The 22,707-nt window shown below is 64.3% G+C and carries 22 protein-coding genes and 1 riboswitch; of the genes, 16 read left to right on the top strand and 6 right to left on the bottom strand.

The window, feature by feature from the left end:
- Positions 1-29 precede the first annotated feature (29 nt).
- The 14 genes from HDC36_RS17000 to HDC36_RS17065 all read left to right on the top strand — a co-directional run bounded on the left by HDC36_RS17000 (position 30) and on the right by HDC36_RS17065 (position 8,703).
- A complete protein-coding gene (locus tag HDC36_RS17000) occupies positions 30-200 on the top strand; it encodes an Arc domain-containing protein (RefSeq protein WP_179569660.1) in 171 nt (56 codons plus the stop codon).
- Positions 197-1,018, top strand: a complete 822-nt coding sequence (locus tag HDC36_RS17005; RefSeq protein ID WP_179569662.1) for an ORF6N domain-containing protein — start codon at positions 197-199, stop codon at positions 1,016-1,018. The genes HDC36_RS17000 and HDC36_RS17005 overlap by 4 nt, the downstream gene beginning before the upstream one ends.
- A gap of 288 nt (positions 1,019-1,306) precedes the next feature.
- Entirely contained in the window at positions 1,307-1,573 is a 267-nt protein-coding gene (locus tag HDC36_RS17010; RefSeq protein WP_179569664.1) for a hypothetical protein, read from the top strand.
- Positions 1,563-1,841 (top strand): hypothetical protein, encoded by a 279-nt coding sequence (locus HDC36_RS17015; RefSeq protein ID WP_179569666.1) that lies wholly within the window; start codon positions 1,563-1,565, stop codon positions 1,839-1,841. Before HDC36_RS17010 ends, HDC36_RS17015 begins: the two co-directional genes overlap by 11 nt.
- On the top strand, positions 1,838-2,554 hold the full coding sequence (locus tag HDC36_RS17020; protein WP_179569668.1) for a hypothetical protein: 717 nt from the start codon (positions 1,838-1,840) through the stop codon (positions 2,552-2,554). The genes HDC36_RS17015 and HDC36_RS17020 overlap by 4 nt, the downstream gene beginning before the upstream one ends.
- Positions 2,554-2,853, top strand: a complete 300-nt coding sequence (locus HDC36_RS17025) for a hypothetical protein (RefSeq protein ID WP_179569670.1) — start codon at positions 2,554-2,556, stop codon at positions 2,851-2,853. The genes HDC36_RS17020 and HDC36_RS17025 overlap by 1 nt, the downstream gene beginning before the upstream one ends.
- 161 nt (positions 2,854-3,014) lie before the next feature.
- The gene (locus HDC36_RS17030; RefSeq protein ID WP_218848566.1) at positions 3,015-3,617 is read left to right on the top strand and encodes a hypothetical protein; all 603 of its coding nucleotides are present in this window, start codon (positions 3,015-3,017) and stop codon (positions 3,615-3,617) included.
- A gap of 560 nt (positions 3,618-4,177) precedes the next feature.
- Positions 4,178-4,399: a helix-turn-helix domain-containing protein gene (locus HDC36_RS17035; protein ID WP_179569674.1), complete on the top strand. Its 222-nt coding sequence runs from the start codon at positions 4,178-4,180 to the stop codon at positions 4,397-4,399.
- The gene (locus HDC36_RS17040) at positions 4,396-4,878 is read left to right on the top strand and encodes a hypothetical protein (RefSeq protein WP_179569676.1); all 483 of its coding nucleotides are present in this window, start codon (positions 4,396-4,398) and stop codon (positions 4,876-4,878) included. Before HDC36_RS17035 ends, HDC36_RS17040 begins: the two co-directional genes overlap by 4 nt.
- Positions 4,875-5,675, top strand: coding sequence for a hypothetical protein (locus HDC36_RS17045; protein WP_179569678.1), 801 nt, complete (start codon positions 4,875-4,877; stop codon positions 5,673-5,675). Before HDC36_RS17040 ends, HDC36_RS17045 begins: the two co-directional genes overlap by 4 nt.
- Entirely contained in the window at positions 5,675-7,531 is a 1,857-nt protein-coding gene (locus tag HDC36_RS17050; protein ID WP_179569680.1) for a toprim domain-containing protein, read from the top strand. The genes HDC36_RS17045 and HDC36_RS17050 overlap by 1 nt, the downstream gene beginning before the upstream one ends.
- Positions 7,528-7,929 carry a hypothetical protein gene (locus HDC36_RS17055; RefSeq protein ID WP_179569682.1) on the top strand — a complete coding sequence of 134 codons (402 nt, stop codon included), beginning with the start codon at positions 7,528-7,530 and terminating at the stop codon, positions 7,927-7,929. The genes HDC36_RS17050 and HDC36_RS17055 overlap by 4 nt, the downstream gene beginning before the upstream one ends.
- On the top strand, positions 7,926-8,492 hold the full coding sequence (locus HDC36_RS17060) for a hypothetical protein (protein WP_179569684.1): 567 nt from the start codon (positions 7,926-7,928) through the stop codon (positions 8,490-8,492). The genes HDC36_RS17055 and HDC36_RS17060 overlap by 4 nt, the downstream gene beginning before the upstream one ends.
- Positions 8,482-8,703, top strand: a complete 222-nt coding sequence (locus HDC36_RS17065; protein WP_179569686.1) for a hypothetical protein — start codon at positions 8,482-8,484, stop codon at positions 8,701-8,703. The genes HDC36_RS17060 and HDC36_RS17065 overlap by 11 nt, the downstream gene beginning before the upstream one ends.
- Before the next feature lie 4 nt (positions 8,704-8,707).
- Here the strand turns inward: HDC36_RS17065 and HDC36_RS17070 are convergent, their stop codons facing one another.
- From HDC36_RS17070 to HDC36_RS17080, 3 genes are all read right to left on the bottom strand, one after another.
- Entirely contained in the window at positions 8,708-9,358 is a 651-nt protein-coding gene (locus HDC36_RS17070) for a hypothetical protein (RefSeq protein ID WP_179569688.1), read from the bottom strand.
- Positions 9,359-9,653: 295 nt separating this feature from the next.
- Positions 9,654-10,166, bottom strand: a complete 513-nt coding sequence (locus HDC36_RS17075; protein ID WP_179569690.1) for a hypothetical protein — start codon at positions 10,164-10,166, stop codon at positions 9,654-9,656.
- A 153-nt stretch (positions 10,167-10,319) separates the two neighbouring features.
- The gene (locus HDC36_RS17080) at positions 10,320-11,174 is read right to left on the bottom strand and encodes a TIGR04255 family protein (RefSeq protein WP_179569692.1); all 855 of its coding nucleotides are present in this window, start codon (positions 11,172-11,174) and stop codon (positions 10,320-10,322) included.
- 391 nt (positions 11,175-11,565) lie between these two features.
- Positions 11,566-11,819: riboswitch (cobalamin riboswitch) on the top strand.
- Between the two features lie 212 nt (positions 11,820-12,031).
- On the opposite strand from HDC36_RS17080, the gene metE reads away from it, so the two are divergent.
- Positions 12,032-14,323, top strand: a complete 2,292-nt coding sequence (metE, locus tag HDC36_RS17085) for a 5-methyltetrahydropteroyltriglutamate--homocysteine S-methyltransferase (RefSeq protein WP_179569694.1) — start codon at positions 12,032-12,034, stop codon at positions 14,321-14,323.
- Between the two features lie 237 nt (positions 14,324-14,560).
- Here the strand turns inward: metE and HDC36_RS17090 are convergent, their stop codons facing one another.
- Positions 14,561-16,024, bottom strand: coding sequence for a PDZ domain-containing protein (locus HDC36_RS17090; protein ID WP_179569696.1), 1,464 nt, complete (start codon positions 16,022-16,024; stop codon positions 14,561-14,563).
- Here HDC36_RS17090 and HDC36_RS17095 point away from each other — a divergent pair.
- Positions 15,972-17,936, top strand: coding sequence for a choice-of-anchor X domain-containing protein (locus HDC36_RS17095; RefSeq protein WP_179569698.1), 1,965 nt, complete (start codon positions 15,972-15,974; stop codon positions 17,934-17,936). The genes HDC36_RS17090 and HDC36_RS17095 overlap by 53 nt on opposite strands.
- A gap of 176 nt (positions 17,937-18,112) precedes the next feature.
- Here the strand turns inward: HDC36_RS17095 and HDC36_RS17100 are convergent, their stop codons facing one another.
- Positions 18,113-19,555: an efflux transporter outer membrane subunit gene (locus tag HDC36_RS17100; RefSeq protein ID WP_343204361.1), complete on the bottom strand. Its 1,443-nt coding sequence runs from the start codon at positions 19,553-19,555 to the stop codon at positions 18,113-18,115.
- Between the two features lie 5 nt (positions 19,556-19,560).
- A complete protein-coding gene (locus HDC36_RS17105) occupies positions 19,561-22,707 on the bottom strand; it encodes an efflux RND transporter permease subunit (RefSeq protein WP_179569700.1) in 3,147 nt (1,048 codons plus the stop codon).

A 22,707-nucleotide genomic window follows, 5' to 3' on the forward strand; every position in this document is an offset into this window, starting at 1 on the left:
AACTTTGGTCCGTGCAAAGGAGGTGTGACGTGGAAAAGGCAAGTGACCCTCAGATCAAGCTTCGTTTGCCGGCCGATCTGAAGCAGTGGATTGACCATCAGGCGAGCAAGAACCGCAGTAGCAAAAGTAGCGAGATCGTGCGCTCAGTCCGCGAGCGCCAGGAGCGGCTGGTTGCCCAGCGACAGGAGCCCACCCCGTGACCACCACCATCACCGTCAACCACGTCGAACTATCCGTGCTGGAACACCAAGGCCAGCGCGTCATCACCTTGGCCCAGGTCGATGCGGCCCATGCCCGGCCGGCCGGCACCGCCCGTCGCAACTTCAACGAACACCGCGAGCGGTTCGTGGAGGGCGCGGACTTCTTCGAGGTTAACCAGCCGGACGAAATTCGTTCGCTTGGCTTGAGCCGCCCGCAAGGCGGAACGCCCGATCGCGTGATCCTGCTCAGCGAAACCGGCTACACCATGCTGGTGAAGCCGTTCAACGATGACTTGGCGTGGCAGGTGCAGCGCCAAATCGTCACCGGCTACTTTGCCGCGCAACGTCTGCTAACTTCCGTACCGCGCCAGCTGACCGGCTACGTCGGCGACGGCTGCACCCTGATCGAGTCGGCTTCCCGTACGCTCAACCTGACGCCGTCCTCAACGCTGGGCATGTATCAGAAGCTCGGCGCCAAGGTCGGGCATACCGACCTGCTGCCGGCCTACGCGATCGACGGCCGCGGCGAGGGCAGCAGCGAGCCCACGGCGGCGCTGCAAACGCTGCTCAAGCAGCACAACTCCCCCATCGGCGTGGTTCGTGCCTATGCGGTCTTGGAGGCCCGGGGCATCGTAGAGCGGCGCAGCCGGCCCAGCAGCCGCGGCGGTACGAAACAGTTCTGGACGCTCACGGATGCCGGTGCGCAGTACGGCAAGAACATCACTTCGCCAGCCAACCCGCGCGAGACGCAATCCCACTTCTATACCAGCGCATTTCCGCAGCTGCTGCAGATGATGCCCGGGAAGATCGCAGCATGAACTTACGGCAATGGAGCATTGTCCCTTTGCGTGCATCCGGTGAAGGCAACACCTCTCCCCATTGTCGTAGTTTTACCAATGTACAAGAACCAAGGAAACCGGAATTATGAGTAGGGGAATTCCTACGCAACAGCCGTTGAGTGGACAACAGTCAGAAGTGTGCGTTTCGCCCCGAAAACTGGGTAGAAGCAGCAAAGTTCAAAGCGTAAAACAATGACGGCCCGAGCGTTAGCGCGCTCGAGCCGTCTACCAAGCAACCCATCATCGACGAAGACTCAGGAGATACACATGGCGAGTAATAGCGTACCTCAGAAGTTAGCCAAGGGCATCACCATCGCGCAGATTGATGACCTATACGACCACCTGCGACTCATCACCGCCATAGGCGATGCACTCGCGACCGGCGCCGCCGAGCGCATACAGGAACAAAATGCGGAGGTGCTGGGGCACACCGTGTTCAGGGCCGGGAATAGCGCCTTGGCGATCGTGGCCGCGATTGGCGATCAGGGGCTGAGCGACGCGCAGCCGATCAAGGAGGCGCGCCGTGAAGCCTGAAATCACCGTCGCTTCGCCGTTCTGCCGCATTCCGGTGGACGATGGGCACCTGCTCCAAGTCAACGCCGGCATCAATACCGACACCGCGCTGTTTAGGGCCAGCCAGATCAACGAACACGTGCGGGAATTTCTGTGGGAAAGCATGACTGCCGCTCAGGCATCCGACGATGCCCTCCACGTTTCCATCCCCTATGACACGGCCGATTTCCTCCACTTTTTGTTGGGAATGGCCGAAGCGCTGCGCAAAGCAGCAGGAGCGGAAGGATGATCGCCGACCCGATCAACCAACTCATCGCCGCCGGTGCCACGCCGCGCATGCTGATCGAACATTTCATCGTCAGTGTGGAATGGCTGGCCCAGCATCAGGGCGACACCTTCCGCCTGTGCTACCACGATGAGGCTGGCGAAGTAGTGGTGGAAACGGTAACGGCCGTCAGCCTCCTCATCCGCGGGCGGGAACTTGGCTGGAAGCCGACTGACGATGAGCCCACCGAAGCCGGTGCACCCTATCTGTTCGATGAACCCGTGTACCACTGCCGCCGCGGGGTGCATTGGTACGCATCGGCCATGGACGACAGCAACGCCATGCTCCCGCTGGCGTGGCCGGCTTCCGTCCTGCGCGCCAATGTGAAGCGTGAGGAACGCGAACGGGCCGCGTATCGGCGATGCGCCGCCGCTAAGCAGAAGAAGGCCGATAAGGAGCAAGCGAAGCAGCGACGCACCGCGCGTCGAGAGTCAATGGAGTCGCTGATTCGCTACGAAATGAACCCGGCAACGCAAGCCGGGAAGGCGATCAGTCGGCGCCTCGCGCGTCGCAGGGTGAACGCTCTCATTGCGGACATTTGCAAGGGCGGTGGCACGTCCAAGCCCGACGTAGAAACCGCGACTGCCGTTGCCTGCGCGGTCGCGTCCAATCTACAGAAGGCGCGGGTTGCGGTCAGTGCATTGCCATCGCGTGCGCAGCACGGAGGTCCGCAGTGATGGCTGCCGTGATCGAGTTCCCTTCCGGACGCATCGTGCGCCCGCTCAGAAAACGTGTTGTTCGGCCCAGGAAACAGGCCAAAACTGACGACCCCATCAGCCAACAAACGATGCGTCTGGCCGCGATGCTATTGGACTGTGCACTAAGCGACGGCAAACAGACCCTCGAACAGGTTGCGAAACGCGTCTACGCTGCGGAGTTCGCGCCCGACGATAGATTGATGCTCAAGATGAACGTCGCGCTCAAGGCCGAGCTGCATAAGCGCATGGCCGCGAGCGTGGTGGTTCCGATGTGCTGAATCAACGAACTGCGCTCGCATAAGACGCTGCGTAGGTCATCCCGATGGCTACGTGTGATTCGTGGTCCGGCTTCTGCTTGGCACTTTTCCACAGCTCCTAAGCATATGTTGAAGTCAGGGTAGAGTAATTCGAAGGATTGTTAGGAAGGCAGGGTGCGATGATGTTGGAGAAGAAGCTTGTGAAGTATGAAGATCCCGCCGCCGTGCGGCAGAAATCCAAGGTGGTTTCGTTGAGGAAAGGAGGCTTGCAATCACCTGACCCCAAGGCTATTCCAGAAGGTAGACGACAAGAGCTAATTGATCTCTACTACTCAGTGGATGCGTTGAGAAGCGATGTGGAGAGCGCTGACTTCGCGAAGTCGCTCAACTTCGCAGTACGACATGCGAGGGACACGTGGGTAGATCGCTTTCTCGACGTTGCCGAGAGTAAGTCAGAGAAGGAAGATCACGCCCTGCTCGCATTTACAGCGCACGTATTACTCAAAGCTGTACTTTTTTTTGGGCAAGAGGCCCAGGGCCAGGATCAAGTAGCTCGAAAAAAGCTCGCGATCTTGGCAGCGGCCGCGAGGGCAGATGGTGACCCCAAGGTGGTGGCTATGCGCAAGATAAAGACCGAATGGATGGAGATGAAGAACGGAGGCTCTCCATTCAGAAAAGATGCTCAATTTGCGCGCGAGGCAATTTCCCGGCACCCAGTTATCGAAAGTGAGGGGAGCATAAGAAATGCTATTTCCCGCTGGAGAAAGGAGGCTTCATCCAGCTAGTCGAGTGTCATTGAGCTAGCAAAATTACTAGGGCCACGAACTTCTGATTGATACTGTCCGCACGAATTCGTCGGAACCCGAAAGGAGAGCGGAGGTTTGTCAGACAGGAGGAGGGCGGAAAAAAGATCACGGGGTACTTTTTTGCTAAGCACCTGTTCTGACGGGCAGGCAGCACCAAATCTCAACGGGTTATCCACAGACTTGTCCCTAGCTGCGCTCTTGGTGGCGGTGTATGTTGACGGCCACTAGCAGTCACTTGCGAATTCCTTCCATCTCAACAATCTGGTGCTTTAGATCAAGTCCTACGCCTTCGAGCATTTAGCGTTGAGGAGGCAAATCCTTGATGTTAGATTCAAATCGGTGCAACGAACACTATCGTGCTCGTACACACTAAGCGGAACTGGGATACCCCGACGGGGGCCAAAAAAAGGCCCCCACCGTTGGCGCGGCGGGGGCCTGGGTTCCATTGGGAAGCAATGGGCCGGCGTACCGGCAAAGGCACACTAGCTGTCCGCTAGCGTCCGTGCAAGTGCGCCGGTCTCTTTTTGAGGCCGAAGTTCATGCAAAACAGTTCATTGACCCCTTCGCCGGATCAGGCGAACGCTCCGAGGCTTTATTCCATCAACGGCGCCTGTGCCGCGCTGGGTGGTATGGGGCGCACCTGGCTCTATGAGCAGATCAAGCTCAAGCGTCTCCGTACCGTCAAACTCGGGCGGCGTACCATGATTCCGGCGAGTGAGCTTGAATCGCTCATCGCCTCCCAACTGGAATCTGCCGCATGAGCGGTCGCACGCCCATGCCGGTTGCTGGCCACCGGTATGGCGAGCAGGAGGGCGAGCCTGAGCATCAGATGTCCCGCGCGCAAGCGAGCCTGCAGCGGGATGCGGTGCTGCCCTTAGCGCGAATCGACGAACACCTGGCAGATGGCCGTGTGGGCGTGGTGCTGATCGACAGGGAGAGGCCTGGGTTTGCCTTCGACTTCTACTGCCATAGTCGTGACGATGCGCTGGAGTGGATCGCCCTGCTGGCGGCTAAGTCCTGGGTGACCCCGCGCCATCTGGAATGGTTCGCGACCCTGATGCGCGAGGCCTTCACGGGCAATACGGAAACACCGCCTCCGGCTTGGGATCCCACCATCCGGCCCACTCCGATCCTGCGCCGGCACATCAAGGCGCTGCTGATCGGCGCCCGCTGTCGGCACCTGCTCCCGGCCCGGGTTGTTAGCGGTCTTTTCCGTGCGCTGCGTCTGGAGGCTCTGTGAGCATCGTTCGCGCGCCACGGCCCGAGTCGAACTACTACGTCCTATCCAAGGCAATCAGTGAGGACGCGCGGCTTTCCTGGGCTGCGCGTGGCCTGCTTGTTTACCTGTTGGGCAAGCCCGACCATTGGGAAATCAGTGTCGAAAGTCTGCGCCGCCAGACTGAAGGCGCTCGTGTGCGTACCGGCCGCGATGGAGTCTATGCACTGTTGGGAGAGTTGGAGAAGGCGGGCTATCTCGTTCGTCAGCAACAGCGCCGTGGTGGCGGCCAACTCGATGGGGTCAGCTATGCCGTTAGCGAAGTCGCAAGCAAGGAACCGCTTCCGGATCAGCCGCATGCGGGTCAGCCGTATACGGCAAATCCGACACTAGTAAGTAATGATTTTAAGCAAGAACTGAAAGAAGCAAATAACCCCCTACCCCCTAGCGGGGGCGAGGATAGGGATCTGCATCTGCATCTGCATCGCAGCGAAGCGGGCAAGGCAGCCAAGCCGACTCGCAAGGTTGCTGAGCTGGAGACAGCCAAGTTCGCGGAGTTCTACCAGGTCTACCCACGGCACGAGGCCAGGCCTGATGCGGCGAAGGCTTGGCGCAAGAACAACTGCGAGGCGATGGCTGACCGGATCGTCGCGGAATTGAAGACGCGAACTGCTGAGGATCCGCAGTGGTCGAAGGAGCGTAAGCGTTACATCCCGCTGCCGGCAACCTACCTCAACGGGCGGCGCTGGGAGGACCAGTGGCGCGACGGGGGCGATGGCGGCTCTGCTGGCCTGCCTGACTTCATGCAGGGGGTGCGCTGATGCGTGCAACCGAGCTATCGCGGCTCCTGGGCACGCAGGCCGAGGCAGTGGTGCGCATGCTCCTGCCGCAGGGCAAGCGATCGGGGAGCGAGTGGAAGGCCGGATCCGTAGACGGCCAGCCTGGCGACAGCCTGGGCGTGGTGCTGCGCGGCGACAAGGCCGGGGTGTGGTCCGACTTCGCAACCGGCGAGTCCGGCGATTTGATCGGTCTGTGGGCTGCAGCGCGGGGCTTATCGCTGCGTGAAGCGTGCGAGCAGGCCATGGACTATCTGGGCATCCGCGAGCACAAGCAGCTGCAGCCGCTGCCGAAGCGCTATAGCCGGCCGAGCAAGGATGGTATGCGGCCGCTGCCGGACCCGCTGCGCAACTGGCTCACTGACGAGCGCAGGATCGCGCCCGCCACGCTGGACGCCTACAAGGTTGTCAGCCGGGATGGCTGGATCGTGTTCCCGTACCTGCGCGACGGCCAGCTGATCGCAGTCAAGTATCGGAAGCTGCCAAAAGAGTTTCGCCAGGAGGCCGATTGCGAGCCATGCCTGTTCGGTTGGCAGGCGATTGATACGAACGCGCGCGAGATTGTCCTCGCTGAGGGAGAGCTCGATGCCCTCGCTTGGCACACCTACGGCGTTCCGGCGCTGTCCGTGCCAATGGGTGCGGGAAAAGGCGGCAAGCACACTTGGGTGGAAACGGAGTTCGACAGGCTGGCGGTCTACGACCGCATCAACCTGAGCATGGACGACGACGGCCCGGGGCGCGAGGCGGTGATCGATTTGGTGGAGCGCCTTGGCCGCGAGCGCGTGCACGTGGTCCGGTTGCCGCACAAGGACGCGAACGCGTGCTTGATGGCAGGCATCCATCAAGAGGCGATGTACACCGCGCTACGCAGCGCTCGCACGATGGACCCCGTGGAGCTTCGCGACATCGGCGAGTTTGAAGATGAGATCTGGGCCGAGTACCACCGCCAAGATTGTGGAATGGTGTTGCCCTGGAAGAAGACCCACGACGAAATCCGGCTGCGTCCGGGCGAGACCTCGTTGTGGGGTGGCATCAACGGGCATGGCAAATCCGCGGTGACTTCGTTCGTGACGGGCTCACTGGCGGCGTGCGGCGTGCGCTGCTGTGTGGCGAGCATGGAATTTCGCCGCGGCCTTTGGATGATGCGGATGAACCGCCAAGTGGCGGGGACTGCTAATCCGTCCGAAGCCTACGCTCGACACGTTACGCGGGTGCTGGCTGGGCACGTGATGGCGTTCGACGTGCAAGGCGCGGCTAAGTCGAAACGCATCCTTGAGGTCTTCCGGTACGCCCGCCGGCGCTATGGCATCGAGTTGTTCCTGTTGGATAACCTGACGAAATGTGGATTCGCCGACGATGATTACTCGGGGCAGAAACAATTCGTTGAGGCGCTGAGCGACTTTGCCCGGGACGAGCAGACGCACGTCGCAATCGTGGTCCATATGCGTAAGGGCGACGACGAATCTAAGCCGGTCGGCAAGATGGGCGTCAAAGGCTCGGGTGGCATCACCGACATGGTGGACACCGTTTTGGAGATCTGGCGTAACAAGCCCAAGGAGCAGGCAATTGCAATCGCCAACGCAACCGGAGCGCCTCTCGATTCGAAGTGGGAAGGCCAGCACGACGCCCTGCTGATCTGTCATAAGCAGCGATTCAACGGCAAGGAAGGCCGGTTTGGCCTGTGGTACGACCCGGGCACAACACACTACCTGGCGGGCCCCGAACACAAGCCGCGCACGCTGCTGCCGCGAGACAAGCAGGCATCATTTCCGGTCGCTGTCGTCGGGGCTGCGGGTGACGATTTCGAGGATGCGTTTCCATCCGACAAGGTGGCCGCATGAACGGGGTCGAGAACGAGGGCGCCGCTGCGTTGTATGCCTTCGCACGTCAGCTGGAAGCGGAGGCGGCTGCTTACCGGCGCGTCCTGCAGCGCGGCGCTGAGCGGTCAACCACCGTCGAGGCGCTGCTGCAGGCTGCTTCCATGGCACGACAGACAGCCTACCAAGTCGAGCGCAAGGGCCTGGACGCGGCGATGCGACAGGTGCCACGGCTGCCCGAGGGTGAAGTGTTGGACCGAGCCGTGGAGGCAGCTCGGATTGAGTGGTTCCGGTCGATCCACGGGCGGGATCCAGCGTCGCGTGAGTTCAATCACTTACAAGGTTGCGCCATGCGTAACGCTGTCGTCGCGGCTTGGCCGCATCTTCGCGCCGCGGCGCCAAAGCCGGAAACCGAAGCATGACCCGAGAAGAATTCGACAACCTGCTGCGCCTGTGGGGTTGGGCCTTTGGGCCACGTCGGCAGGAGCTGGAGGAAGGCGCAGGCATGTACGGCGTGTCCGCACTAGCAGGCCTGGGCCGCCCGGCTACGATCAGGCAGACTGCTTCGATGGACCGCGGCGGTATCGCGCGCCGACGCATGATTGGTGCTGCCGCCGGCCTGGTGGACGCGCGCGGCGCAGTGCGAGTGGCGCCGTCGTGGGCCGTAGAAGCGGTTCGCGCGACCGAGACGCGCACTGGTACGGCCAAGATCCTGGCGCCTGACGCCAGCATCCCTGCAGATGCACTGCGCATCGAGCAGGCGGTAGTACGCCTCCGCCGGGAATCGCAAGAACTGGCCACCGTGCTGCGCACTCAGTTCTGTACGCTGCTGGGAGGCCAGCGGGATAAGGCGAACCATCTGGATCTAAGGCTCGGCGTCTATCGAGAGCGGTTGGCAGAAGCGAAGGGCTGGTTGCGGCGCGACATAGCGGATTCCACTAAGCGCGGCGCCATGTCACAGAAGGAAGCGATTCATGGCCGCTGACGAGTTCTCGACCTTCTGGCTTCTGTTCGGCAAGTACGGCGCCACCATGACGATCGAGCAGCTGCGCGATGCGTTCTTCCCGGGCAGCGCCATGAAGACCATGGCGAACAAGCACAGCGCGCGCCTGTTGCCGGCGAGAACCGGCGACGTGTACGACACGCGGGACGTGGCTACGTGGTGGGATGTCCAGAGAGAAGGAAAAGCGCCTTAGAGCACTAGTCGCCAGTTTCTGTCGCGGATGACAAGTAGTCTTGGTCCGTAAAGCGTAACGTACTCATTAGATCATGCACGGTCCAACTCTTAACTCGTGCAATCTCGTGCCCCTCTATGTGCAGCCCTTGCGAAGCCGCTACATCGGCTATGGAGCATTTTGTACGATTGCCACGCTGGCTCTCAGGAAGCTTATCGATCGGGAGCTTTTCTGTGTCGATACTATCCAACAGTCTCTTTATAGACTTGTAGGTTTCTTGAGAGCAATCCTCGTAAACTACCGCAGTGATCGATAGGGCATAGGGACCAGTTGCATGCGCCACTTCTGAGGGCGTCAGTGGAATAGCCTCATTGTCCTCGTCCTCGCACTCCCCCTTAGCCTCAACCGCAGGAGAAATGCGCAAAAATATGCCGTGAAGTGAGCTTGAGTGATCTTTTAGTCTATAAAGGACCTTGTCTTTCAGGCCGCTAATTTTAAGTGCATGATTGAAGTCATCAGGCAGCTCGATCCTCGTATAACTTCGGGCCAACCAATTTGAAAAAATCTCCTTATACCGTCCAGCGAAGTCACCTGGTAGGTCCTCAAGCGCAGCGATAGGCGGGCCAAGCCGAGCAAGCTCTTGGCGACGCAACCATGCACGATTATGGATTTCCATGGACAGAACAAGGTGCGCGCCATCTCGATCAACTGCCCTACTGTGAAGCTGCCTCGGTTTATCGCCAAGTGCACGTTCGGGCCTGAACCCACTTTCCTCAATACGCGACGCGGCTATAAGCTCAACCATTGGCACCGCGGCGATATCCGGGTTGTAAAGATTACATGTTTGGCTAGCGATTACCCAATGTGTAGCTCCCGAAACTTCGCCAACAAGTTTCGAGACTTCGGACGCCTCTATGACGCTACCCTGCCACCAACCCGCCCGCCGGATACATTCAACAGCCTCCGCCGGATCAGGCGGAGGGATATTCGCTTTCGAAGGCACGGCTGGACGGAGAAGCTCTGTGGAGCCTCTTGACCGTCGATTCAATCTCAGGATTGATTTCAGCCAGTTTCGCATTTAGACGATCCTGATAACTGGCATCGTCCACTGGACCTTGAAAAACCTCCCGAAACGACGCGTCACCCGTAAAATTGACATCAACCAAGCCAAAGAAAGCCGTGCGATGGAGGTCGGAGGGCAGCGTAGCAAGCACAGCTCGGAGCGCCGCAATGCGAACTTGGCTACCGCCCTTTCTCGGGTTTGCCCCTTCAACCCATCCATAGAATGCCTTTCGCGTCACGCCAAATAGTTCAGCCAACCGGGAGACTGTAACCTCAGACCTCTCCCTAATCCAGTCAAGATCGGTTTTCCATGGAAGATCGCCGAACTTCTCAGCTCCAGCTTGATCAGTAACTTTGAGGCCTCCCCCGCCCACAACTAGGTGGACATGAGGCTTGCCTCTAGGTTGGGTGTAGGCGTCCACAACATTGGTCGTATGAACTCCTCCCACGCATGTAAAGTACAGCGCAGTGGTCAAACCCGCAGCAAGTAGAGGCGGATTTAACGAGCCCGGCCCTCTTATAGTCGTGCCTCGCCCACTATGCATCGCTACTGAAGTGGTATTCATAGTTTGCTCCTAATCGTACGCCTTGTCTGGCGCCGTACTCCATGCACGCTTTGCGTCGCCCGTAGTGATCGCAGTGAAGTACTTGTTCGCGACCGTATGCAACCTATCGACCACATCAACGATTTCTGAGCTAGATAATTGCTGGCCGCCCAGCTCGGCGTCAATCGCATCGATATCAAGCACTCCTGCACCCGCTTCAAGGAGCGGAAAAGAAAAATTCCCCTCACTGCCTGGTGCGGCACTGACAGCATAGGCAGGTAGAAGGTCAACAGGAATGGCTGAGTTCCCCGCGCCAACAGTGATTCGAACATTGAGCGTCGCGTTAGGGCTTCCGTCCTTAGTCTTGAACGAAACAGACGACGTTGAACCTTGGACAACGAGATCTGTTGCGTCCGGCTGCGGCATCATTCCCTTTACGATGAAATCGCTTACATCCATCTCATGTTGCGGCTGCAAGTGATCAACGTATCTCATGCCTACGAGGTTTACATTCACAAGCTCAGCCGCATTCATCAATGCGTCTAACACGGCACGATAGCTCTTAGCAAAGTCCGTAAAGATGGTGTAGTCAGTGGTGTGCAGCCCAACGCCACCCTTAAACAAAGTTGCAGTCGTCTTGTGGTCGGACGACGAAAAGAGCCAACAGCTTTGAGGGTGAGCTGCATCAAAATCGCTTGGATCCAGTTGGATTTCGAAGCCGTTCGCGCTTGTCACTTGCCTCATCCGGCGAAACACCGGCAGAGTCTTTCTCACTTCGTTCTGGATCGAGGATATCCAACTCGGGAGTGCTTCAAGCGTTTCGAACCGCACCATCGCAATCGCGAAAATCAGGGGTGCGTTCGCCAGCTGGCGGGTCTTTTCCATCGGCCACATACCCTAACTACACACTGGACAAGGCTAAGTATACACATCCTGACAGATTGCGTATCTGGATGCAGTTCATAGTTCAGAAGGTAGATCTTACGCGCTAGACTGAGCCAAAAATGTACCATCGGCCTTGAATCCACTGGTACAGCTATCTGTCGGTCCAGTCCATCATCGGCGCGACGGACAGGCGCAGGGAGGCGGCGTAGGCCGCGGACAGGGCGGGAGCAGGAAGCGAAAGCGTCATCGGGCGCGGCGGTGCTGCGCTCCCGCCTGCGGCGGAAGCGTCAGAGCATTGGCTTTGGGATCAATAGCTTACACGTTCGCCATGAACGCTGCCGATGCCCGCCCGCAAATTCACTTGGCGCTTGACCAACCGCCGCATCCGGCCTATCGTGCGCTCGCCGAAGGTATCCATCGCTTCATTCGGATGAAGGGATGGATTTAAACGGGAATCCGGTGAAGGCCGGCGCCGCAAGCGCCTGCCCATTCCGGAGCTGCCCCGCAGCGGTGAATGGAAACGACCTCCGTCAATGGCACTGGGCCGGCGCATGCCGGCCTGGGAAGCGACGGACAGTAGGTGCGCAGCCGGCACAGTGCGCTCGTCCATCAGCCCGAATACCGGCCCCGGCCGGAGGACCTGTGCGTCCTCCGATTCGACCTGGCGCCTCCGCGGGGAGGCGGCCGGAAGCCGTGCCGTGGCCCTGCGCCGCGCCGCGCTCTTCCGCCTGCCCGCGTGGCGCCGGTTCGCCCGCGGGGGCGAAGGTCGCTGGCGTGGCGGGCGTCCCGTGCGAACGGGCGGACGGCGCGCGGTTCCTTCGTTCCTCAATGCCCATGAACGCAATGAGGAAACGCAAATGACGATCGTGACCAACCTGGGCTTCCCGCGCATCGGTGCGCGGCGCGAGCTCAAGCGTGCGCTGGAAAGCTACTGGCGCCGCGAAACGGATGCGGCAAGCCTGCAAGACACGGCGCGGCAGCTGCGCCAGCGGCATTGGCGGCTGCAGGTCGAAGCCGGGGTGGATCTGCCGCCCAGCAACGACTTCAGCCTGTACGACGCGATGCTCGACACCGCGTTCCTGTTCGATGCGATCCCGCAGCGCTACCGCGCGCTGGCCGATGCCGATCCGCTGGCCGGCTACTTCGCGATGGCGCGCGGCTCGCAGGAGGACGGCCTGGACCTGCACGCGCTGGAAATGACCAAGTGGTTCGACACCAACTACCACTACCTGGTGCCGGAACTGGCACGACGCCAGCACTTCCGCCTGCGCGGCGACAAGCCGCTGGCCGAGTTCCTGGAAGCCAAGGCGCTGGGCATCACCACGCGGCCGGTGCTGATCGGGCCGGTGACCTTCCTGCTGCTGTCCAAGACCGTGGACGGCAGCGACCGCTGGGCGCTGCTGGACAGCCTGCTGCCGGTCTACGCCGACCTGCTGCAACAGCTCGACGCGGCCGGCGCCAACTGGGTGCAGATCGACGAGCCGGCATTGGTGCTGGACCTGGACGAGGCCGCGCGCGACGCCTATCGCCGCGCCTATGCGTTCCTGGCCCAGGCGCCGCGGCCGAAGCTGCTGCTGACCACGTATTTCGGCGAGCTGGGCGACAACCTGGAGCTGGCCGCGGCGCTGCCGGTGGACGGCCTGCACGTGGACCTGGTGCGCGGCGTGGCGCAGCTGGACGCGGTGCTGCAGGCGTTGCCGGCCGACCGGGTGCTGTCGGCCGGGCTGGTCAACGGCCGCAACGTGTGGCGCACGCCGCTGGACAATGCATTGACCCTGGCGCGCTACGCGGCCGGGCATGTGGGCCTCGAACGCCTGTGGCTGGCGCCGTCGTGCTCGCTGCTGCACGTGCCGGTGGATCTGGAACAGGAAAAAGCGCTGGACCGCGAGCTGTACGCCTGGCTGGCCTTCGCCAGGCAGAAGCTGCAGGAACTGCGCACGCTGGCCGACGCGCTGCACGAGCTGCCGCACGCGCAGGCCGAGCTGGTCGCGGCGCGCGAAGCGCTGGAGGCGCGGCGCGCGTCCGCGCGCGTGCATCGGCCTGAGGTCACGCGCCGGGTGGCGGCGCTGGGCGAGGACGCCGGCCGCCGGCAATCGCCGTATCCACAGCGGCGCGACGCGCAACAGGCGGCGCTGCGGTTGCCGGCCTACCCGACCACCACCATCGGCTCGTTCCCGCAGACCGCGCAGGTGCGGCAGGCGCGCGCGCAGCACAAGGCCGGCAAGCTCGGCGATGCCGAGTACGACGCGTTCCTGGCCGCCGAGACCGAGCGCTGCGTGCGCGCACAGGAGCAGATCGGGCTGGACGTGCTGGTGCACGGCGAGTTCGAGCGCAACGACATGGTCGAATACTTCGGCGAGCAGCTCGACGGTTTCGCCTTCACCAAGCATGGCTGGGTGCAGAGCTACGGCTCGCGCTGCGTAAAGCCGCCGATCATCTATGGCGACGTGCAGCGGCCGGCGCCGATGACGCTGCGCTGGACCCAGTACGCGCAGTCGCTGACCGACAGGCCGATGAAGGGCATGCTGACCGGACCGGTGACGGTGCTGCAGTGGTCGTTCGTGCGCGACGACCAGGAACGCGCGCAGACCTGCCGGCAGATCGCACTGGCGCTGCGCGACGAGGTCCGCGACCTGGAGGCGGCCGGCATCGGCGTGATCCAGATCGACGAGCCGGCGATCCGCGAAGGCCTGCCGCTACGCCGCGCCGACTGGCAGGCGTACCTGGACTGGGCGGTGCAGTGCTTCCGCATCGCCGCGGCCGGGGTGCGCGACGCCACCCAGATCCATACCCACATGTGCTACTCGGAGTTCAACGACATCATCGAGGCGGTGGCGGCGATGGATGCGGACGTGATCTCGATCGAGACCTCGCGCTCGCGGATGGAGCTGCTCGACGCGTTCGTGCGCTTCCGCTATCCGAACGCGATCGGCCCGGGCGTGTACGACATCCACTCGCCACGCGTGCCCAACACGCAGGAGATGGTGCAACTGCTGGACAAGGCGCGGGCGGTGCTGGATCCGCAGCAGCTGTGGGTCAATCCCGATTGCGGATTGAAGACCCGCGGCTGGCCGGAGACGCGCAGCGCGCTGGAAGCGATGGTGGCAGCGGCGCGGCAGCTGCGCGCGCAGCAGGCGCAGGCGGCGTAGGCAAGCGACCGGAGCCGACGATGCCCGGCGTGCTGCACGCCGGCATCGCAGCGGCAGGAGTGCCCGGCATGCCCGGCATGCCGGTTCGCCGGCATCGCCGCGCAGCGCCTGGTTGATGCGCCGGTCCTGGGGAGCAGGCCTGCCCTGCCGCACCGCGCTGCGCATCGCGGGCTGATGCGACGAACACGCCGCAGATGGCAAAGCCCCCCCCCCCGCAACGCTACAGTCGAGCGCGACTCACTCCGTCGTTGCCGCAGCGGCGGCGGGCACTTGCGCGGGCACCGCAGCGGCAGTGCCGTCTGCAAACAGCAGACTCAGTTGCTGCATGCGGCGATCGCGCCATATCTGCGCCGGCACCGGAATACCTGCGCGTAGCCCAGCCACCAGGGGCCGCACGTCCTGAGGGGCGCCGACAGGCCGGCCGTCGATCTCCAGCAACACGTCCATCGGTTTGATCCCGGCCTGCATGGCGACGCTGCCATCGAGCACCTTCACGATCCATGCCCCGCGCGCGACAGGCAGTCCGGTGGCCTGCGCCACTTCCGCGGTGACCGGCGCGATGCCCACTCCCAGCGCTCTGGGTGCCGCCGCCGCAGCGGCCACGATCTGCGTTGCGGACGGCGAGGTCGGCGAAGCAGCAACCGCGGCGGGCGCCCGCCCGCTCGGCATCCACGCCACTTCGGTGAACTTGGTGTTGAACCCGCCGAACAGCCTGCGGTAGTCGCGACTGGCCTTGCCTGCTTCGCCCTGGGTGTCGTACGCGGTGCAGGTGGTGCCTTCGTCCGGCAGGCCGTGCGCGCGCACGGTCTGCTTGAATTCCTCGGCGTACGCCGCACTCTGCGTGTAGACCGCCATCGGATCGGCGCCGGTGGGCATGACGAAGACCTGGCTGGCGACCGTGCGCGCCAGGTCGCTGCGATCGGGAATGTCGACCTGGGTCGCGTAGCAGTAGAAATAGCGCATCGTCTGCGCAGGCGCCTTGGCCGTGGCATCCCACGGCGGCGGCGTCCAGTCCACGTCGCGCCAGCTGCCCACCTTCATCAGGAACAGGCGTTTGCTCCATATGGCGCGCTGCTGCTCGCGCTGCGCCAGCGCTTCCTCGCGCCCGGGACCGAGCATGCAGTCCTTGGTTCCGGCCCCGCCCAGGCTGCCCACATGCTGCAGGAAATCGCTGGCCAGCTCGTTGCTGCGTCGCAGCCAGCCGGTGGCGTCGTCTTGATAGGACACTTCGACGACCGGCGAGGCCCAGACCTTGGCCGGCACCCCGCCGGTGTCGGTCACGCTGCAGAAGGCGAACGCGCTGCGGATCGGCGCAGGCGCTTGCGCCAGGCCCACGACGGGCGCCAGCGCGGCGCAAAAAATAGACAAATGCAGTGCATTGCGCAGCATCCGGACATCCCCCTGGCTGTTCCAGCATCCCCGCCGGCACCGTGGTGCCGCCCCAGCGCAGACACTAGACCATCCGCCGCGTCTGCACCACAACGCAACGCGCGCGGCGGTGCTGCAGCGCATCGTGGAACTGTCATCGTGGCGGGGTATAACGCAATCACGTCGCGGCGAGGGGGCGCTGCATCCGCTGCGCAGGCGTGCGATCGCAATCGCGATCGGCGCACTGTCCGGCTTCGCACTGTTCAAGGAGAGAGCCGCCATGTCGACGCTACCGACGTTGTCCCTGCTGTCCACGCTGCTGCTGTCGCCCATGCTCGCGCATGCGGCCGAGCTGGTTCCCAAACAATTGGCCGGTCCTCCCGAGGAATTCGCGCAGATGCGTGCGCCGGCACCGGCCGAGGCCGCGATCCTGTCCAAGAGCGCGTTGCTGCCGGTGGAATTCTCCTCCGCACGCAGCGGCGAGGCGGCGCAATGGCAGGCGACGCTGCCGGTGGAAAACGGCAAGCTGCGCTTCGTGCTGCTGTCCGGCGCGTACGACTGGCAACCGCAGCTGCATGCGCCCGGCGCGGCGAACGCACGCGCCAGCGCCGCCGCCATCGTGCCGAACGCGGTCGCCACCCGCCTGGGCAGCGGCGACACCGCGCTGCCGGGGCGCGAGTACCGCGTGGACAGCGCCGCCAATGGCAGCTGGACGCTGACCCTGCGCGCCGACGGCAGCGCCGCGCAACGCGGCTACCTGTTGATGGAAGGCGATGCGCGCACCCAGCTGGCGTCCTATCCCAGCGACCGCCGGCAGCTGCACAGCGGGCAACGCATCGGCCTGACCGCGATGCTCGGCGGCAGCGACAGCCACGGCGCCACCACGCTCGGCGCCACTGCCGGACACATCCGCGATGCGCAGCTGCGCGTGACCGCGCCCGACGGCACGGTGACACAGTGGCCGATGGCCGACGACGGCCGCCATGGCGACGGCGCCGCCGGCGACGGCGTCTATGCCGGCGATTTCCCGGCAAAGGCGCCAGGCAGCTATCTCGCACAGGTGGTGGTGCACGGCGAGGACGCGGCCGGCCAGGCCTTCGTGCGCACATCCGAACACGTGCTGCCGGTGCTCGACACCAGCTTGCGCATCGCCACCGACGCGGTGAGCGCCAGCGCACAGGACGGCACCCGCCTGGCGCTGCCGATCCCGGTCAGCGCCAGCGGCCAGGCGCCGGCGCATTACCGCGTGCTCGGCGAACTGTGGGGCACCGGCCGCGACGGCAGCGCGGTGCCGGTGGCCTGGCTCGGCGGCATGCTCGCGCCGCAGAACGGGCGCCTGCCGCTGAGCGTGGACGAACGCTGGATCGTGCGTGCCGGCGCGCGCGCGCCGTTCACGCTGCGCAACCTGCGTATCGAGGACCCGGACCATTTCGTGCCGCTCGCCACCCGCGACACACTGGCACTGACCCTGCCGGCGCTGCGCCGCAGCAGCGTGGCGCGCGGCGGCGCGATCGACGCCAGCATGCGCATGGGCGAGCGCCCGGCGGCGCTGCAGCGCGCGGCGACCGATGCGCAAGCGCAGGCGACCGGCAAGCGCCTGGTGCTGGTGCATGGCTATTGCTCCGGCGGGGTGTGGCCGGCGGCGCAGTTCAGCAACGCCTCGACCTTCCTGGACGCCAACCAGAACCGCAGCAACGACCAGTTCGCGCAATTGCTGGGGCAGTTCGGCAGCCAGTGGAATTCGTTCGGCACGGTGGCGCACAGCCAGGGCGGCATGGCCGCGCTGCACCTGTACAGCTACTACTGGAGCGGGCTGGACAATGCCAGCGGCGGGCGCGTCATGCAGTCGGTGGGCACGCCGTACCAGGGCACCAACCTGTCCGGCATCCTGGCCACGGTGGGGTCGTGGTTCGGCGTGGGCTGCGGCAGCAACAGCGACCTGACCTACGACGGCGCCAAGGCCTGGCTGGCCGGCATCCCGACCTCGGCGCGGGCGCTGGTCAACTACTACACCACCTCCTTCGCCAAGACCAACTGGTACACCAACGACTACTGCAACGCCGCGTCGGACCTGGTACTGGACGACCCGGAAGACGGCGTGGTCGAGCAGGTCAACGCGCAGCTGCCGGGCGGGGTCAACCGCGGCCACACCACCGGCCAGTGCCACACCACCGGCATGCGCGATCCGGCGCAATACCTGGACGCCAGCCGCAACGCGACGATGAACGCCAACGCGGCGCGTTGAGGGGCCGGGATTGGGGATTCGGGATTGGGGATTGGCAAAAGCGGCTGCACCGGGCCTGCAGGCTCGGTGCAGTTTCGATCCGAATGCCGCTTTTGTAGGAGCGGCTTCAGCCGCGACAGGCACTACCGGTAACGCCCGTCGCGGCTGAAGCCGCTCCTACAGGCATCGGGGAGGCGCTAACGCCCTGCCTCCGCCACAGGCATGCCGCTCTGCGCGTCGGCGCCGCCGCCGAGCACCTTGTACAGGGTCACGCGGTTGCTGGCCTCGGTCAGGCGCAGGGTGATCAGGTCCTGCTGCGCGGAGTACAGCGAGCGCTGCGAATCCAGGGCGTCCAGGTAGCTGTCCACGCCGTTGCGATAGCGCGCGTCGGCCAGGGTGTAGCTGCGCTGGGTGACATCCACCAGGGCGCGCTGCGCGTCCATGCGTTCGTCCAGTTGCGCACGCGTGGCCAGCGCATCGGCCACTTCGCTGAAAGCGGTCTGGATGGCCTGCTCGTACTCGGCGACATTGACGTCGCGGGTGATCTTGGATTCGTCCAGTTCGGCCTTGAGCGCGCCGGCACGGAAGATCGGTACGCTGATGCTGGGCACGAACGACCAGGTGCGGTTGCCGGCGTCGAACAGGCTGGACAGCGCGGTGCTGCTGCGCCCGGTGGAGGCGGTCAGCGAGATGGTCGGGAAGAACGCCGCACGCGCCGCGCCGATGTCGGCGTTGGCCGATTTCAGCGTGTGCTCGGCGTACAACACATCCGGGCGCTGCAGCAGCACGCGCGACGGCAGCGGCGACGGCAGCGGCGCCAGCGCCACGCCGCGTTCCAGTGCGGTCGCCTGCGGCAACGTGTCCGCCGTCACCGGCGCGCCGACCACCAGGTCCAGCGCATTGCGCGAGGTGGCCAGCTGCGTGGTGTAGGTGGCCACGTCGGCACGCGCGCTCTCCACGCTGGTCTGCACCTGCGCCAGGTCCAGCCCGGAGGCGATGCCTTCCTGATGCCGCGCCTCGGTGAGCTTCAGGGTCTGCCGCTGGCTATCCAGGGTCTGCTGCGCCAGCGCCAGCCGCTGCTGGTCGGCGGCCACGGTCAGCCAGTCGGCGGCGACCTCGGCGACCAGGCTCATGCGCGTGCTGCGCTGGGTCTGCGCGGTGGCCAGGTAGGTTTCCAGCGCCTCGTTCTTGAGGCTGCGGATGCGCCCGAACAGGTCCAGTTCCCAGCTGCTGATGCCGACGTCGGCCGAGTACGTACGCCCCACTTCGGAGCGTCCGCTGCTGCTGGTGGATGCGCTGCTGCGCGAGGCGCTCTGGCTGCCGCTGAGATCCACGGACGGGAAAAGATCGGCCCGCTGGATGCGGTACTGCGCACGCGCCTTGTCGATGTTGAGCACGGCCACGCGCAGGTCGCGGTTGTTGTCCAGCGCCTGCGCGATCACCTGCTGCAGGCGCGGGTCCAGGAACACCTGGCGCCAGTCCAACGTGGCCACGTCGGCAGCGTCGTTGGTGCCGGTGCCGCCATCGGCGAAGGTGGCCGGCACCGGCGCGTCGGGGCGGGCGTAGCTCGGCGCCATGCTGGCGCAGCCGGCGAGGACACCGGCGCAGGCCAGGGCCAGCGCGGTACGGATCAGGGACACTCGGATCACGGCGTTGCCTCCTCGCTGCGCAGCGGTTCCGGTTCGGCCCGCTTGCCGGGGAACAGACTGCGCACGATCACGTAGAACAGCGGTACGAAGAAGATGCCGAGCATGGTCGAGATCAGGGTGCCGCCGAGCACGCCGGTGCCCAGCGAATGGCGCCCGCCCGAACCGGCGCCGCTGCTGATCACCATCGGCAGCACGCCGAGCATGAACGCCAGCGAGGTCATCAGGATCGGCCGCAGACGCATGCGCGCGGCATGCAGCGTGGCTTCGATCAGCGGCTGGCCCTTCTCTTCCAGTTCCTTGGCGAACTCGACGATCAGGATGCCGTTCTTGGCCGCCAGGCCCATCGTCGCCAGCAGGCCGACCTGGAAGTAGATGTCGTTGGACAACCCGCGCAGCCACGTCGCCAGCAGCGCGCCGACGATGCCCACCGGCACCGCCAGCATCACCGAGATCGGGATCGACCAGCTCTCGTACAGCGCCGCCAGGCACAGGAACACGAACACCAGCGACACCGCGTACAGCATCCAGGTCTGCGCGCCGGAGGCCTGCTCCTGGTAGGACATGCCCGACCAGGCGTAGCCGACATCCTTGCCCACCTTGCCGACCAGCCCGGCGATGCCGTTCATCGCGTCGCCGGAACTGATGCCGCTGGCGGCGCTGCCGGTGATCTCCATCGACTCGACCCCGTTGAAGCGGTTCAGCACCTGCGGCGCATACGCCCACGCGCTGCTGGAGAAGGCCGAGAACGGCACCATCGCCTCGCTGCTGTTGCGCACGTACCAACGGCCGATGTCGCTGGGCAGCATGCGCGCGCTCGCCTCGCCCTGCACGTAGACGCGCTTGACCCGGTTGTTGTTGAGGAAATCGTTGACGTAGCTGCCGCCCATCACCGTGGCCAGCGTGGTGTTGATGTCCGACGCGTCCAGGCCGAGCGCGCCGGCCTTGGCGTCGTCGATCTGCACGCGGTAGGTCGGCGCGTCTTCCAGGCCGTTGAAGCGCACCGCGGTCATGCCCTTGTCGGCGTTGGCCAGCTGCAGCAATTGCTGGCGTGCGGCGACCAGTGCGTCGTGGCCCTTGCCGGCCACGTCCTGCAGTTCCAGGGTGAAGCCGGAACTGGTGCCCAGGCCGTTGATCGCCGGCGGCGACAACGCGAACACCTGCGCGTCGGGCAGCGCGCCCATCATCGCGCCGGTGATGCGGTTGGCGATCTCCTGCGCGGAGGCATCGCGCTCGGCCCAATCCTTGAGCTTGATGAAGCCCATGCCCGAGTTCTGGCTGCTGCCGGCGAAGCTGAAGCCGGAGATGGTCATCACCCCCGCCACTTCCGGCTGCTTGAGGATGAAGCCGGTGGCCTGATCGATCGACTGCTGGGTGCGCTGCTGGGTGGCGCCGGCCGGCGTGGTGAACATCACCATCAGCATGCCCTGGTCTTCTTCGGGCAGGAACGAGCTGGGCAGGCGCCAGAACAGCAGCGCCATCACCGCGAGCAGCACCAGATAGACCAGCCCGCCGAGCTTGCGGTGGCCGATCAGCTTGCCCACGCCGCGACCGTAGCCATCGGCGCCGCGGTCGAAGCGGTCGTTGAACCAGTTGAAGAAGCGCCCGAGCAGGCCCTTGCGCGACACGTGGCCGCCCTGCTTGATCGGCTTGAGCAAGCTGGCGCACAGCGCCGGACTCAGGGTCAGCGCCACCAGCAGCGACAACAGCATCGCCGCGGCGATGGTCACCGAGAACTGGCGGTAGATCTCGCCGGTGGCGCCGCCGAAGAACGCCATCGGCAGGAACACCGCGGTCAGCACCAGGGCGATGCCGATCAGCGCGCCGGTGATCTGGCCCATCGAGGTGTAGGTCGCCTGCCGCGGCGACATGCCCTCCTCGCTCATCAAGCGCTCGACGTTCTCCACCACCACGATCGCATCGTCCACCAGCAGGCCGATCGCCAGCACCATCGCGAACATGGTCAGGGTGTTGATCGAATAGCCGAGCAAGGCCAGCACGCCGAACGTGCCCAGCAGCACCACCGGCACCGCGATCACCGGCACCAGCGTGGCGCGCCAGTTCTGCAGGAACAGGTACATCACCAGCACCACCAGCACGATCGCCTCGAGCAGGGTCTTGACCACTTCCTCAATGGAGATGCGCACGAACGGCGTGGTGTCGTAGGCGACCTCGTACTTGAGCCCGGCCGGGAAATACGGCTTGAGCTGCTCCAGCTTGGCCTCCACCGCCTTGGCCGCGTCCAGCGCGTTGGCGCCGGTGGCCAGCTGCAGGCCCATGCCGGAGGCGGCCTTGCCGTTGTACTTGGAACTGGACGAGTACGACTTGGAGCCCAGCTCGACCCGCGCCACGTCGCGCAGGTACACGGTGGCGCCACCGGCCTGCGACTTCAGCACGATCGCCTCGAACTGCGCCGGGGTCTTGAGCTTGCTGCGCGAGGTGACCGTGGCGTTGAGCTGCTGGCCCTGCGCCGCCGGCAGCGCGCCGAGCGCGCCGGAGGAGACGTCGGCGTTCTGCGCCGAGATCGCATTGCTCACGTCCGAGGGCATCAGCGCATAGGTGCGCAGCTTTTCCGGATCCAGCCACACCCGCATCGAATATTCGGAGCCGAACACGTTGACCCCGCCGATGCCGTTGAGCCGGCTGATCGGGTCCTGCAGCGTGGACACCATGTAGTCGCCGATGTCGGTGCTGTCCATGCTGCCGTCTTCGGAGGTGAAGGCCAGCACCATGAACATGCTGCTGCCGGCGGACTTGGTGACGGTCACGCCATTGCTCTGCACCGCCTCGGGCAGCATCGACTCGCCTTGCGAGACCTTGTTCTGCACCTGCACCTGCGCGGTGTCCGGATCGGTGCCGGAATCGAAGGTCAGGGTGATCGAGGCGCTGCCGGCGGAGCTGCTGCTGGAGGACATGTACAGCAGGTTGTCCAGGCCGGTCATCTGCTGCTCGAGGATCTGCGTCACCGAGTTCTGCACGGTCTCGGCGGAGGCGCCGGTGTAGGTGGCGCTGACGGTGATCGAAGGCGGAGCGATGTCCGGATACTGCTCCAGCGGCAGCGACAGGATCGAGATCGCGCCGGCCAGGGTGATGACGATCGCGATGACCCAGGCGAAGATGGGACGGTCGATGAAGAAACGGGCCAT

The sequence above is a fragment of the Xanthomonas sp. JAI131 genome (assembly GCF_013410075.1).
Classification (GTDB): domain Bacteria; phylum Pseudomonadota; class Gammaproteobacteria; order Xanthomonadales; family Xanthomonadaceae; genus Xanthomonas_A; species Xanthomonas_A bonasiae.

Excerpts from the sequence above, each read along its gene's own strand:
- HDC36_RS17055 (WP_179569682.1), top strand. The coding sequence starts at position 7,528 with ATGAACGGGGTCGAGAACGAGGGCGCCGCTGCGTTGTATGCCTTCGCA.
- HDC36_RS17080 (WP_179569692.1), bottom strand. The coding sequence starts at position 11,174 with ATGGAAAAGACCCGCCAGCTGGCGAACGCACCCCTGATTTTCGCGATT.
- HDC36_RS17105 (WP_179569700.1), bottom strand. The coding sequence starts at position 22,707 with ATGGCCCGTTTCTTCATCGACCGTCCCATCTTCGCCTGGGTCATCGCG.
- HDC36_RS17090 (WP_179569696.1), bottom strand. The coding sequence starts at position 16,024 with ATGGGCGACAGCAGCAGCGTGGACAGCAGGGACAACGTCGGTAGCGTC.
- HDC36_RS17035 (WP_179569674.1), top strand. The coding sequence starts at position 4,178 with ATGCAAAACAGTTCATTGACCCCTTCGCCGGATCAGGCGAACGCTCCG.
- HDC36_RS17065 (WP_179569686.1), top strand. The coding sequence starts at position 8,482 with ATGGCCGCTGACGAGTTCTCGACCTTCTGGCTTCTGTTCGGCAAGTAC.
- HDC36_RS17010 (WP_179569664.1), top strand. The coding sequence starts at position 1,307 with ATGGCGAGTAATAGCGTACCTCAGAAGTTAGCCAAGGGCATCACCATC.
- HDC36_RS17095 (WP_179569698.1), top strand. The coding sequence starts at position 15,972 with ATGTCGACGCTACCGACGTTGTCCCTGCTGTCCACGCTGCTGCTGTCG.
- HDC36_RS17070 (WP_179569688.1), bottom strand. The coding sequence starts at position 9,358 with ATGGAAATCCATAATCGTGCATGGTTGCGTCGCCAAGAGCTTGCTCGG.
- metE (WP_179569694.1), top strand. The coding sequence starts at position 12,032 with ATGACGATCGTGACCAACCTGGGCTTCCCGCGCATCGGTGCGCGGCGC.
- HDC36_RS17060 (WP_179569684.1), top strand. The coding sequence starts at position 7,926 with ATGACCCGAGAAGAATTCGACAACCTGCTGCGCCTGTGGGGTTGGGCC.
- HDC36_RS17050 (WP_179569680.1), top strand. The coding sequence starts at position 5,675 with ATGCGTGCAACCGAGCTATCGCGGCTCCTGGGCACGCAGGCCGAGGCA.
- HDC36_RS17020 (WP_179569668.1), top strand. The coding sequence starts at position 1,838 with ATGATCGCCGACCCGATCAACCAACTCATCGCCGCCGGTGCCACGCCG.
- HDC36_RS17025 (WP_179569670.1), top strand. The coding sequence starts at position 2,554 with ATGGCTGCCGTGATCGAGTTCCCTTCCGGACGCATCGTGCGCCCGCTC.
- HDC36_RS17030 (WP_218848566.1), top strand. The coding sequence starts at position 3,015 with ATGTTGGAGAAGAAGCTTGTGAAGTATGAAGATCCCGCCGCCGTGCGG.
- HDC36_RS17040 (WP_179569676.1), top strand. The coding sequence starts at position 4,396 with ATGAGCGGTCGCACGCCCATGCCGGTTGCTGGCCACCGGTATGGCGAG.